This window comes from Inquilinus ginsengisoli, assembly GCF_050434925.1.
Taxonomy (GTDB): Bacteria; Pseudomonadota; Alphaproteobacteria; order DSM-16000; family Inquilinaceae; genus Inquilinus; species Inquilinus ginsengisoli_B.
This window is the reverse complement of record NZ_JBNDJK010000001.1, coordinates 6336680-6349259: the sequence shown is the minus strand read 5'-3', so window position 1 is coordinate 6349259 and position 12580 is coordinate 6336680. Positions and strand designations below refer to the sequence as shown.

Here is a 12580-nt window from a genome sequence, read left to right as displayed (position 1 = left end):
GCGCGGTCAGGGAAGGATCTCGGACAGCGACACCCATGTGCCGTCCTGGGCGCCCGACCGCATGCAGGCGAAGCTGGTGGCGAGGGAATGGATGTTGTCCTCGCCGGAGGTGAAGTAACGCGGCGGCTGACCGTGGACAGCCGCGGCGAAGGCATTCAGCGTGCCGGCCCGGTCGATCAGCGCCAGCGGCTTCATCGGCAGGTCCCGGACCGACCCGTCCGGCTTGCGCAGCGCCAGCTTGTCGGCGATCTCGCCGGCCATGCCGCGGGCCTGCCACACCAGCTGCCCCTCTTCGCACTCGATGGCCCATTCGCCGGTCCAGGTGGTCGGCGTGCCGCGCGACACCCAGGAGCCGTTGTAGGACACCATCAACCCGTTCTCGAGCGCCAGCAGCGCATGGGCGGCGGCGTGGTCCTTGAACGGGCTGTCCGGCGTATTCCAGCTGCGGCAGGCGACCCGCTGCACATTCTCGCCGAAGATCATGCGCATCAGGTCGAAATGGTGGATCGCCATATCCAGCAGCAGCGGGCCGGGGATGTCGTGGTAGCGGTGCCCGGTGACCTTCCAGTTCTGCCGGAAGTCGATCAGCGCCGACAGCGGCCGGCCATAGGTGCGGTCGCGCACCAGGTCGGCCACCGTCTGCACCGCCGACATGTAGCGATAGTTCTGGCTGACCATCAGGATCCGGTCGACCTGCTTGGCTAGGCCGATCAACTCCTGCGCCTCTTCCAATGTCGAGGTGAAGGGCTTCTCCACCAGCACATGCTTCCCGGCCTTGAGCGCCGCCTCAGTGATGCTCTTGTGCCCGGCGGTCGGCAGCACTGCCAGGACCGCTTCGGCATCGACGGCGGCGATGGCGGCGTCGAGGCTGGGGAAGCACTTGTCCTCGGCCAGGCCGAGCGTCTCTTCGGCCCGCTTCAGCGCCTCCGGACTGGCGTCGACGAAGCCGACGACGTCGACCGCCTTGACCTGCGGCAGGATGGTGTGGGCCCAGTTCATGCCCCAGCCGCCCAGGCCGACCTGGATCACCTTGACCGACATTCCGTCTCCTTCATGCTTCCGTTATCCCGTGATGCTCACCAGCGGCCGCCGCGGCTCAGCCGGTTCAGGTCCTTCTGCAGCTGCGCCAGGTTGGCGGCGCCGTCGCCCTGCTTCGACAGGGTGCTGTGGACCGCGTTCCAGAACAGCGACGAGACCTCGCTGTAGCGCTCGCCCGTCACCGCCGAGGGCCTGGCCACGGCGCTGTCCAGGATCTGCCGCGTCGTCTTGAAGAACGGCCGCTTCTCCAGCAGCTCGGCATCCTCGTACAGCGCCGGGATGGTCGGCTGGTAGCCGCCTTCCATGGCCCGGCGCTTCTGCTCGTCCCGGGAGGTCAGGTAGATGGCGAAGGCCGCCGCCTCCTTCGGGTTCTCGGAGTATTTCGAGACCGCGATCTGCCAGCCGCCCAGCGTCGCGGCATTGCGGGCGCCGTCGCCGTCGCCCTTCGGCAGGGGCGCATAGCCGACCTTGCCTTTGACCGGGCTGTCAGCCGCCTCCGCCAGGCTGGCGGCGTAGGGCCAGTTGCGCATGAAGGCGGCGTTGCCGGACTGGAACACGCCGCGGGCATCCTCCTCCATGTAGTTCAGCACGCCGTCCGGCGCGATGGTGCCGATCCAGGCGGCCGCAGTGTCCAGCGCCTTGGCCGCTTGCGGGTTGTCGATGGTGATCTTGCCGTCCGGCCCGACGATCGAGCCGCCGCCGAAGCTGGCGATCCATTCCAGCGCGTCGCAGGTCAGCCCCTCATAGGCCCGGCCCTGGAAGACGAAGCCGAAGAAGCGGTCGTTGCCGTCCTTGCGCTCACCCTCCTGGATGGCCTTGGCGGTCTCGGTCAGCTCGGCCCAGGTCCCGGGCACCTTGAGCTTGTATTTGTCCAGCAGGTCCTGGCGGTAGTACAGCAGCCCGGCATCGGTATACCAGGGCAGGGCCAGCAGTTGGCCGTCGCGGGTCAGGCCTTGGACGATGTTCGGGAAATATTGGTCGATGGTGGCCTGGTCGACATATTGCTTCAGGTCGACGAAGTGGCTGCCGAGGATGCCGGGCCAGATCACATCGACCTGGAACACGTCGATGTCGCTGGACTTGCCGGTGAGGAACTGCTGGTAGAGGGCGAGCTGTTCCGAGGTCGATTGCGGGGCGGCGACGACCTTGACGGTGTTGCCGGTCTTGGCCGACCAGGCTTTGGCCGCCTCGTCGCACAGCCTGGACTGGATGCCGGTCGAGCCGCAGGCGAAGGTGACCTCGGCGCCGAAGGCGGCTGAAGTTGTCGCCATGGTGAGGGTAAGAGCGGCGAGAGCGGTCAGGTGCTTCCCGGACATGGTTCCTCCTGTGGTTCCGACGAACGGATTCTGATGTCCGCTGCAACCGCTTTCAGGTTAGTGGCGTGACGATGTTTGGCAACCGGCAATCGATGCCACGGATCGGCATCCGACAGCCTTTGCCTGCCGGAAGAGGGAGGGTGGTAAGGCTCGCTCAAGGGGTTTAAGGAGTACTTAAGGATCCCGCAGAAGGCATAATCCGCCCCGGCCTTCCACAACCAGCGGTCGTGGCCTCCATGACACGGCTGGATGTTTTCTCGATGCGAGATTAGACAAAAAAATGGACATAAATAAATATTCCGTATATTTCGATATAGTTTGCAACTCTCGGTCGGGTTTCTAGGAAAACACTCCGACGCGGCTTAGGTCCATTCTCATGCATAATATGATATGCGGGCTTTTCTGCTTCTTGAGTTCTAGTAAGATTTGCTGCTGCTTTTGCGGAACCTAATAAAGCTTGTGCCGAAGTCTGGTTTGTGCTACATAGTCGGCTATTACTGCTAGTTTAGCTCACCTTTTAGGGAACGCAGGGAATGAGCAAATACTCTGGAGTCCTGAGGCGCTAGGCGAGTAGGTTTGGCAACGCCGCCCGCTGAGCAGGCCGTACGGTTTGATATGTGCATTGAAGCCCCCCACCGATGAACACGAATGCGCTGACACGAGCTTATCTGGTCCTCGGGGGGCTGGGGGCGGTCTCGCTGATTGCCTATGGAATCTATAAGAGTTCCGTGCCGGTGGGAACGGTCTCAGCGTCGACTCCGGTGGCTCAGCCTGCGCCCGCCGACGTGAAGGTGTTCGGCGTCATGACGGCTGCCCGGTTCATCGCGCGTGGGCAGGTCATCACGCGCGAGGATGTGGCCACCACCTCGATCGCCGGCGGCGTGCCGCGGGGGGCGCGGACGGCGATCGGCGATGTGGTCGGCAAGGTGGCGACGGCCGACATCATGCCGCAGCAGCTGCTGCTCGATTCCACCATCTCCGCCGATCCGGCCCAGGCTGGCCTCGCCGCGCTGATCCCTAGCGGTTATCGCGCGATCAGCATCCTGACCAATGACGAGATCGCGGTTGGCCAGTTCGTCCGGCCGGGCGACAAGGTCGACATTCAGCTCGTGTTGCCGGACAACGTGCTGAGCAAGCAAGGCGCGATGGGGCGGCCTGAAGCAGACCTCAGCGAGGCGCGCACGGTTCTCCAGGACGTGCTCGTGCTCACCGTCGGCGCCACCCTCGGTGATCCGACTCTGACACAGGAAGCAGCCGAGAAGGCCGCAGGCGCCGCCGGACGCCGCAGCGAGCCGGCGAGGACCATCAGCCTGGCGATGACGCCGGACCAGATCGCCAAATTCGCCTTAGCCCGCAGCGTGGGTTCCTTCTATCTGTCCCTGCGCGGCAGCGACGATCTGCAACTGATCGACGACAACACTGCCAAGCTCTCCGATATCCGCGGTCCCGCCTCGCCGCCGTCCGCCCCTGCGCCGCCGCAGCAACGACCGATCGAGCTGATCGTCGGCGACAAGACCCAGTTGATCTACCCGAAGACGTCCGGAGAGCGGCGATGAGATTTGTGGTCCGTATGCTGTGCGTCGCGGTTCTCGTCTTCGTCTCCCAGATCGCGGGGGCGGAGGAACTGCGGCTCGGCGTCGGAGCCCAGCGCGTGATCAACCTGCCGGCGCCGATCACCCGCATCGTCGTCGGGCAGGGCGGTATCATCGACGCGACCGCGCTGAACGAGGACCAGTTGCAGATCACCGGGCTGCAGTCGGGCCAGACCACGCTGGCCGTCTTCACCGCCCAGTCGGGCCAGGGGATCTCCTACGACGTCACCGTGGGCGGCGCCCCGGCGGTCGCGCTGCCGACCATCCCGGACCGCGGCGATCCGGCCCGCCAGATCCGCGGCCAGCCGGGGCTGCAGGGCGTGCGGGTGAACCGCGACGGCGACACGCTGGTGCTGTCCGGCACGGTGCCGGATCTCGACGCCCATGCCCGGGCATCGAGCATCGCCCGCGCCTATGGCGGCGGCAACGTCGTCGACCTGACCCGGGTCACCGGCAACCAGATGGTCGCGGTCGACATCCAGTTCGCGGCGGTGTCGTCGACCACGCTGCGGGCCCTCGGCTTCAACTTCGCCGCGCTCGGCGGCAGCGATTTCCAGGGCGCGATCGTCGGGCCGAACACGCTGCGGAGCTTCGAGTTCAACCCCCGGCTGTCACTCGAAGCCTCCGCCCCGCTGGCCAGCGCCTTCAACCTGTTCCTCGGCGATCCGCGCAACGGCATCTTCGGGGTCCTGAGCGCTCTGTCGCAGGCCGGGCTGACCCAGCTCCTGGCCCAGCCGACGCTGCTCGTCCGCTCCGGCGACCAGGCCGAGTTCCTGGCCGGCGGCGAGGTGCCGATTCCGGTGCCGCAGGGCGGGGCGTCGAACGGCACGGTGACGATCGAATATCACGAATACGGCGTGAAGCTGGAGATCGCGCCCGTGGTGATGTCGGACAAGCGCATCGTGCTCAAGGTCGCGCCGGAGGTCAGCGAGCTGGACTTCGCCAATGCTCTCGAGTTCCAGGGGTTCAGCGTGCCGGCCTTCCGCCGCCGCTCGACCTCGACCACGGTCGAGCTCGGCAACGGCCAGAGCTTCGTCCTGGCCGGGCTGATGTATAGCAACAGCCAGATCAACGAGAGCAAGTTCCCCTGGCTCGGCGACATCCCGATCATCGGTGCCCTGTTCAAGAGCACCAACAACCAGCAGGAGCGGCAGGAACTGATCATCGTCGCGACGCCGCGGCTGGTGACGCCGCTGTCGCCCGGCCAGATCCCGCCGCTGCCCGGGGTGGATACGCGCAAATACAACCCGAGCATCGGCGACATGATCCTCAACGTGGATCAGGTGGAAGACCATCTCGCCCCCTACGGACTGATGCGGTAGGGCATGATGTTCAGGCTGATCGTCGCCTCCTCCGACACCGCCCTCGCCGCCCGGCTCATCGGCCCGCTGGAAGGCGTGGCCGCGATCATCCGCTCCGCGCCCGAGACCGCTGCGCTGCTGGAGCTGTGCCGCAGGGCCACGCCCGACCTCGTGCTGATCGATGCCGACCCGGTCGACGGCTTCGGCACTCTGTTGGGCGAGGCCATGCGCGATCTGGCCGGCGTCGATCCCGAGGCGTTGCTGGTCGTCCTGGGCGACGAGGGCGATGCGCGGTTGGTGCTGCGGGCGATCCGCGGCGGCGCCGCCGATGTGATCGACCGGGGGACCGAGGGGGACGAACTCCGCAACCAGATCGCCCACCATCTGACCGGCGCGCCGCGCGGCGATGCCGCCGGGGCCGGTGCGCTGACCCTGGTGATGAGCGGGCAGCCGGGCGGCGAGGGGCTGTTTGCGGTCAACTTGGCGGTGCTGCGCGCCAAGGCGCGCGGGGAGGGCCTGCTGATCGACGGGGCGTTGCCGTCGAGCGAGGCCGGCGCCGCACTCAACGTGCCGCTGACCTATACGATCCGGGATGCGGTCCAGGACCTGCCGCGGCTCGACCGGACGCTGCTGTCCTCGGCGCTCGGCCATCATGCGCCGTCCGGGCTGCACCTGCTGCCGCTCGCGGTGGCGGGGGAAGAGGTGCACGACATCGCACCCGACAGCATCGCCTCGATGCTGCTGGTGCTGCGCGCGATGTTCGGCGAAGTGGTGCTGAATGTCGGCGGCATCCGGCATCCGGGGTTGCTGACGGAATTCACGCGCACCGCTGCCCGGATCTATCTGGTGGCGCCGCAGAGGTTCACGGCGGTCAAGGCCTGCCGCGACCTGCTGGTGCAGATCGCCCCGAACCCGCAGGTGCTGGACCGGATCACGCTGGTGGTCGAGGACCATATGCCGGGCATCACGCTGAGCGAGGAACAGATGCGCGACGCGCTCGGGCTGCGGCGCTCGGTGCGGCTGCCGGCGGCGCGGGTCGAGTTGATCAACGCCCTCAACACCGGGCGCCCCCTGGTGCTCGACCAGCCGCGCGCCGCCTACAGCCGGGCTCTGGAGCGGCTGGCGGCGGGAGATCCCGTCCCGGCGGTGGTTCCGGCGGCCAAGCCGGCCGCGCGCAGCGCCGGCCTGTTCCGCCGCCTGCGGCCGTCATAAGGGGATGCGACGATGGCCGGGCTGATCAACGGGGTCGGTGTGAGGACGACGGGGGAGGCGGATCTTGGTGCCGCCGAGCTGCGCACGACCGACGGCTATCAGCGGACGAAGTTTGCGATCTTCAACCTGGTGCTGGAGCAGCTCGAGGCGCTTGGCATCACGGCGGAGACGGCTCCGGCTTCGATGATCCGGGACGGCGTCGAACAGGGCATCACCCGCTTCGCCGCCAAGGAAGGGCTGGCGCTGAATGCGGCCGAGCGATCTCTGCTGGCGGCCGAGGTGCACAACGAGGTGGTCGGGCTCGGCCCGCTGGAGCCGCTGCTGAAGGACCCGTCGATCGACGATGTCATCGTCAACGGCCCGTTCCGGATCTTTGTCGAGCGCGCCGGGCAGCTCTCGGCGGTGCCGGCGCGGTTCCGCGACACCGCCCATCTGATGAACATCATCCAGCGCATCGTCAGCCCGATCGGCCGCCGGGTCGACGAGGCGACGCCCTATGTCGACGCCCGCCTGCCGGATGGATCGCGGGTCAATGTCGTGATCCCGCCGATCGCGATCGATGGGCCGATGGTGTCGATCCGCAAGTTCCGCGCCCAGGCTATGGGCGGGCAGGACTATGTCCGGCTCGGCTCGATGAGCCAGGAGATGCTGAGCTTCCTCGCCGCCGCCGTGCGGTCGCGCCTCAACATCCTGATCTGCGGCGGCACCGGCTCGGGCAAGACCACACTGCTCAACATGCTCAGCAGCTACATCGAGGAGAAGGAGCGGCTGATCACCATCGAGGATGCGGCCGAGCTGCAGCTGCGGCAGAGCCATGTGGTGCGGCTGGAGACGCGGCCGCCCAATCTCGACGGCAGTCGCGAGGTCACCGCCCGCGACCTGGTGCGCAACGCCCTGCGGATGCGGCCCGACCGGATCATCCTGGGTGAGGTGCGCGGCGCCGAGGCGGTCGAGATGCTGCAGGCGATGAGCACCGGCCATGACGGCTCGATGGCGACGATGCACGCCAATACCAGCCGCGACGCCTTCGGCCGGCTGGAGATGCTGCTCGGCTTCGGCGGTCTCAGCGGCGATCCGAAGACCCTCCGGCGCTACATCGCCAACAGCGTTCAGATCATGGTCCAGGTCAACCGCATGGCCAACGGCAAGCGCCGGGTCACCTCGGTGTCCGAGCTGACCGGCCTGGAAGGGGAGAGCTACAGCCTCAACCAGCTCCTCACCTTCGTGGAGCAGCCGCCGCAGAGCGGATTGGGCGAGTTCCGGGTCCATTCCGCACGCCCGTTCTACGCTCATCGGCTGGTCGGGGGCCCCGATCTGCGGGCCGCCATGGGAGGCGCGCCATGACCGGCCTCGGCTTCCTCCTGCTCGGTGTCCTGGCCCTCTTCATCATGGCCGGGGTAAGCCTCCTGGCCGGCCGGGCGCAGCGCCGTCGGCAGCAGCACGTGCAGGAGCGGCTGCAGGCGTTGCGCGACAATATGCCGAAGGCAGCAGGCGTGGCACGATCGGCGGTCACGGCGCTGCCCGGTCCGCAGTTTCTGCGTCTGTGGCTGACTCGGGCCGACATCGCTCCGACACCCCGCTCATTGGGCGCTGCGACGCTGGCGATCGTCTTGACGGCAATTGCCGTAAACTGGCTGGCAGGGCCTTGGGCCGCCGCTCTGACCGCAGTGGCGCTTACGTTCGCCGGCATATACGGGCTGTGGCGCCTGGCCTGCCGCCGCCTGGACGCCTTCATCGAAGGGCTGCCCTTCTTCCTGGATGCGCTGCGTCAGCTGCTGGTGGTGGGGAATTCCGTCCAGCAGGGGCTGCTCAAGGCTGCGGAGAACACATCCCCTGCGATGCAACGCTATCTGCAGCCGATGATCCGCCGCATCAACAACGGCGCGCCGATTCCGGAAAGCATCGAATGGCTGGCGCAGCGGCTGGAGCTTGCAGAGCTGTATATGCTGGCCGCGGCCGTGGAAACAAATTTCCGGTATGGCGGCCGGATGTCCAATGTTCTGGCCAACCTGATCCAAATTCTGCGCGACCGGGCTCGAGTTGAAAGAGAGCTCAAGGCAGCAACCGCCGAGATTAGATTTAGTGCGATCGTGCTTGGTTTGATGCCTTTGATAGCGGCGGTGATGATTTCATTTATCAAGCCAAGTTATGTCATGTTCTTCGTCGAAACGGAGCGGGGGAATCGGTTGGCGCTGATTGCAGTCGGGCTGCAGATGCTTGGGACGGTCGTCTTGCGCCGTATAATGCGTCTGGAGTTCTAGGCCATGCCGACCGTTGAGCTCATCATCATCGTCGTCACGGCCTGTTCGAGCCTCGGGTTACTGATGCTCGGCCTGCGCGGCACGGTGAGCGAGTTCCGGCTGAGGCGCCGTCTGGTCGCCATCGCCGATCGGTCGGAGATGGTCGACGTCGGAAATATTGCTTGGCTCCTGCCCTTTGAGCGGGTTCTGGTCAGCAGCACCAAAGATCGGGAGGAAATCACCCAGGCGCTGCGGTCCGCAGGGCACTACGAAGCCGGGGCCGTGCTGGCCTTCGCAGGCTTGCGCTTCGCAGCTGTGGTTCTGGCCATCATCGGTACCGGTCTCGGATTGTGGCTGATGGGGCACTGGGGAGGCATGGCGCGGTTCCTTCCGCTGGCGGCGGGGGGCGTGACTTATGTCGGCGCCAAATTCGCATTGCAATGGCGAGCGTCGGTTCGGCAGCGCCGGGTCGCAGCCGAGCTGCCATTCGTGCTGGATCTGATGCTGCTGATGCTAGAGAGCGGTGTCAGCCTGGATCAGTGCTTCCGCTCGATCGCCCAGATGAACAACGGGGCGATTCCGTTGGTCCGGCAATCGATCCGTCTGCTGGTTGAAGATATCCAGCGCGGCATGCCGTACGACCAGGCCTTCGACCGTTGGGCGGATCGTCTGGGAGTGAATGGCGGACGCGAACTGACGGCGATGTTCAAGCAGACCATGCTCCATGGCACCGAACTCGGTCTCGCCTTGCGCGAGTTCATCCGTGAATTCACCGATAAGCGTGTGTCGTCGGTGCGGGAGAGCATCGGTCGCAAGACCACGCAGATGACCGTGGTCATGATCCTCTTTCTCATGCCGGCTTTGTTCATCGTGCTCTGCAGCCCGGCCGTTGTGACGATGTTCCGCACTTTGAAAGGCTCCTGAGGAATGCGGACGCCACTCCGCCTGGTATCGCTTCTGCTGCTGTCCTGGCTGTCGGCCTGCTCGAGCCTGTTCGGCAACGACAGCACGCCGCGCCGCGAACCATCGCCGGCCGACCAGCTGCCGCAGGCGGCGCCGCTCGACGCCGAGAATTCGCGCGATCTCTATCTTGGCATCGTCGACAAGCTGCGGCAGGGTGGCAAGTCGCGGGCCGCGCTGGCCTATCTCGACGACTACGACAACCGTCACCCGGGTGACCTCCGGGCGCAGGTGCTGCGGGCCGACTCCTTCCTCGACATCCAGGACTACGACCGGGCGGAGGCGATCTACCGCGAGCTCGTGAATGGCGACCAGGCATCGGCGGCCTATGACGGGCTCGGCCGCGTCGCCGCCGGGCGCGGCGACTGGGCCAAGGCCCGGGCGCAGTTCCATGAGGCGGTGCGGCGCGAGCCGATCAACGTCAAATATCTGAACGACCTCGGCTTCGCCGAGATGCGCATCGCCTCCTATGATGAAGCGCTGTTCACGCTGCGCCAGGCCAGCGAGCTGGCGCCGACCAACGCCCAGGTCCGCAACAACCTGATCCTCTGCCTCGACGTCGCCGGCCAGGGCGACGCGGCGAAGGCCATGATCCGCCGGATCGCCGACGCCAAGGAGCGGCGGGCGGTCGAGCAGATGGTCGGGGCCGCCCGCACCCAGATCCGCACGCCGACCACCGCCGGGGCGAGCCCCTCGGCAGCCCCGCGGCGCCTGGCCCAAGCCTCGGAGACCCAGCCATGATCCGACCGGCCCTAACGAAGGCCCATCTGTCGATGCTATGCGCCGCCCTCCTGCTTCTTCCGGCCGCCACGGCCGGGGCGCAGCAGGCGCTGGTGCCGGCCCGGCCTGCCGCGCCCGACTGGTTCGAATCCAACCGCACCCTCCAGATTCTGCGGGCGCAGCAGCAGCCGGCATTGCGTCCGGGGGGCCAGGGAGGGCTCGCCGGTGCGGAAGCCGCGCAGATCTACCGCAACTACACGCAGCAGATCGGCAGGCCGATCCAGGGTGGCTCCGGTGCATCCGGCTATGGTCCGTCGGGCGGATTCGGCGCCAATGGGTTGTCCTCCGGCTACAGGCCGCCGCAATGAAACGAGCGCGCGCCATCGCTGCAAGGGCGACGGAGCAGGGGGCGATCGCCCCGTTTGCGGCGGTGATGCTCGTTGTCGTGCTCGGGGTGGCGGCGCTCGCGACCGATGTCGGCGCTTGGTACGGAGGGCGTCGCCAGTTGCAGGCAGCGACCGACGCCGCGGCCTTGTCCGCCGTCAACACTCCCGATCGGGCGAGTGAGATCGCTGATAGAATTCTGGAACTGAACGGCTCCACCGGCGTCACGGTCACGGCTGTCAGCACGGGGACCTATTGCCCGAATGCCGAGTTGGCTTCGTCGGCGCGCTTCGAGCCCGGAATTGTCGCCTGTCCGAATGCGAGCTTTGTCCCGACGACACCGAATGCCGTGCAGGTGACGACCAGTTCCAGCGTTCCGATCGGTCTGGCCCGTGCGCTGGTATCGGAGGAAGTTTACCAGATGTCGGCCAGCGCCACGGCCGCCCGGATCGATGAGGCCGGGCTCCAGGCCGGCACCGGTCTCGTCCAGATCGATACACAAAAGAGCGCGCTGCTGAACCTGGTCCTGGGGAATCTGCTCGGGACCAGCCTGAACCTCAGCCTGGTTCAGTATGACGGCTTGGCCAATGCCGATCTGAAGGCGCTGTCCTTCCTCAACCAGCTGGCGGTGCAACTCGACCTGTCGGTCGGCACCTATGATCAGCTGCTGCAGACGCAGGTCCAGGTGACCGATCTGATCCAGGCGACGGTCGACGTGCTGGAGGCCCAAGGCCAGGTTGCCCAGGTGGCGATCGATGGGCTGCTGACGCTGCAGGGCTCGATCGTCGGCAACCCGGCGATCGAGCTGGGACAACTGCTCGACCTCGGTGTCTGGAACAACATGCCTCTGGGAGGGGAAGCCCAGCCGAGCGCGCTCGATGCCGGGCTGAACGTGCTGCAACTGGTAACCCTGGCGCTGCAGGCGGCCAACGGCAAGAACGCCGTGGCTTTGCCGGCCGTCAAAATAGGGCTTCCGGGCGTCGCCACGCTGCAGGTGACGGCGACGGCGATCGAGCCGCCGCAGTCGCCGCCTTTCGCCTTCGGCCCGGTTGGGATGTCCGTTCACACGGCTCAGGTCCGGCTGCAGCTGACGCTGAAGCTGCTCGATCTGTTCGGGCTTCTCGGCAAGGGCATCGAGCTCCCGCTCTATCTCGAAGTGGCCGCCGGTGAAGCCACCTTGACCGGCATCGATTGCGGCGACGAGCCCGACACCGATGCGACGGTGACGGTCCTGGCCAAGAGCGGTCTCGCCCGGATCTATATCGGCAAGCTGCCGTCCAACCTGATGACCAATTTCGACAGGGCGGTCTCTGACGAGGATATCAAATCCACGCCGCTGGTTGATCTCAGCGTCCTCGGGCTCCTGGGCCTCGTGCGCATCGACGGACGGGCGATCGCCAAGCTTGACGGCACTGAAAGGTCACTGACCTTTACCCAGGCTCAGATCAAGAATCGCGAGGCCCAGTCGATCAGCGCGGATCCATCGGCCGTTCTCGCCGGTCTCACCGGCGATCTCGCCGAAACTCTGGAACTGAAGGCTTGCTTGCTGGGTGGCCTCGGGGGCTGCAACGGTGGGGGGCTGGATCTCGGTTCGCTTCTCCTGCGCCCGGTCCTCGTGGCGGTGGATCAGCTTCTCGATCCGGTGATCAGCTCGGTGCTCGGTCCGCTGCTCGACAACGTGTTGCTGGCGCTGGGCGTCCGGCTCGGGAACATGGACGTGGTCGTCACAGGCGTCCGTTGTGGGGTGCCGGTGCTGGTCAACTGATCGAGATACCTGCCGGCGCACCGGGGCGCCGACGGGCATGTAGCATCCCGGA

At 66.5% G+C, this 12580-nt stretch carries 11 protein-coding genes; 9 read left to right on the top strand and 2 right to left on the bottom strand.

Features of this window, described 5'->3' with window-relative positions; genetic code table 11:
* Positions 1-6 precede the first annotated feature (6 nt).
* Both QFZ27_RS30270 and QFZ27_RS30265 read right to left on the bottom strand, forming a co-directional pair.
* The gene (locus QFZ27_RS30270; RefSeq protein ID WP_429230164.1) at positions 7-1041 is read right to left on the bottom strand and encodes a Gfo/Idh/MocA family protein; all 1035 of its coding nucleotides are present in this window, start codon (positions 1039-1041) and stop codon (positions 7-9) included.
* Positions 1042-1076: 35 nt separating this feature from the next.
* Positions 1077-2354 carry an ABC transporter substrate-binding protein gene (locus tag QFZ27_RS30265; protein ID WP_429230163.1) on the bottom strand — a complete coding sequence of 426 codons (1278 nt, stop codon included), beginning with the start codon at positions 2352-2354 and terminating at the stop codon, positions 1077-1079.
* Between the two features lie 638 nt (positions 2355-2992).
* Here QFZ27_RS30265 and cpaB point away from each other — a divergent pair.
* From cpaB to QFZ27_RS30220, 9 genes are read left to right on the top strand one after another with little or no spacing between them, the layout of a single operon-like run.
* On the top strand, positions 2993-3910 hold the full coding sequence (cpaB, locus tag QFZ27_RS30260; protein WP_429230162.1) for a Flp pilus assembly protein CpaB: 918 nt from the start codon (positions 2993-2995) through the stop codon (positions 3908-3910).
* Positions 3907-5268 carry a type II and III secretion system protein family protein gene (locus QFZ27_RS30255; RefSeq protein ID WP_429230161.1) on the top strand — a complete coding sequence of 454 codons (1362 nt, stop codon included), beginning with the start codon at positions 3907-3909 and terminating at the stop codon, positions 5266-5268. The genes cpaB and QFZ27_RS30255 overlap by 4 nt, the downstream gene beginning before the upstream one ends.
* A gap of 3 nt (positions 5269-5271) precedes the next feature.
* Positions 5272-6459 (top strand): CpaE/TadZ family protein, encoded by a 1188-nt coding sequence (locus QFZ27_RS30250; protein WP_429230160.1) that lies wholly within the window; start codon positions 5272-5274, stop codon positions 6457-6459.
* A 12-nt stretch (positions 6460-6471) separates the two neighbouring features.
* Positions 6472-7803 (top strand): TadA family conjugal transfer-associated ATPase, encoded by a 1332-nt coding sequence (locus QFZ27_RS30245; protein WP_429230159.1) that lies wholly within the window; start codon positions 6472-6474, stop codon positions 7801-7803.
* Entirely contained in the window at positions 7800-8720 is a 921-nt protein-coding gene (locus QFZ27_RS30240; RefSeq protein WP_429230158.1) for a type II secretion system F family protein, read from the top strand. Before QFZ27_RS30245 ends, QFZ27_RS30240 begins: the two co-directional genes overlap by 4 nt.
* A 3-nt stretch (positions 8721-8723) precedes the next feature.
* The gene (locus tag QFZ27_RS30235) at positions 8724-9623 is read left to right on the top strand and encodes a type II secretion system F family protein (RefSeq protein ID WP_429230157.1); all 900 of its coding nucleotides are present in this window, start codon (positions 8724-8726) and stop codon (positions 9621-9623) included.
* Positions 9624-9626: 3 nt separating this feature from the next.
* Positions 9627-10400 (top strand): tetratricopeptide repeat protein, encoded by a 774-nt coding sequence (locus QFZ27_RS30230; RefSeq protein WP_429230156.1) that lies wholly within the window; start codon positions 9627-9629, stop codon positions 10398-10400.
* A complete protein-coding gene (locus tag QFZ27_RS30225) occupies positions 10397-10747 on the top strand; it encodes a hypothetical protein (protein ID WP_429230155.1) in 351 nt (116 codons plus the stop codon). Before QFZ27_RS30230 ends, QFZ27_RS30225 begins: the two co-directional genes overlap by 4 nt.
* A complete protein-coding gene (locus tag QFZ27_RS30220) occupies positions 10744-12528 on the top strand; it encodes a pilus assembly protein TadG-related protein (protein WP_429230154.1) in 1785 nt (594 codons plus the stop codon). The genes QFZ27_RS30225 and QFZ27_RS30220 overlap by 4 nt, the downstream gene beginning before the upstream one ends.
* Positions 12529-12580: the final 52 nt, after the last annotated feature.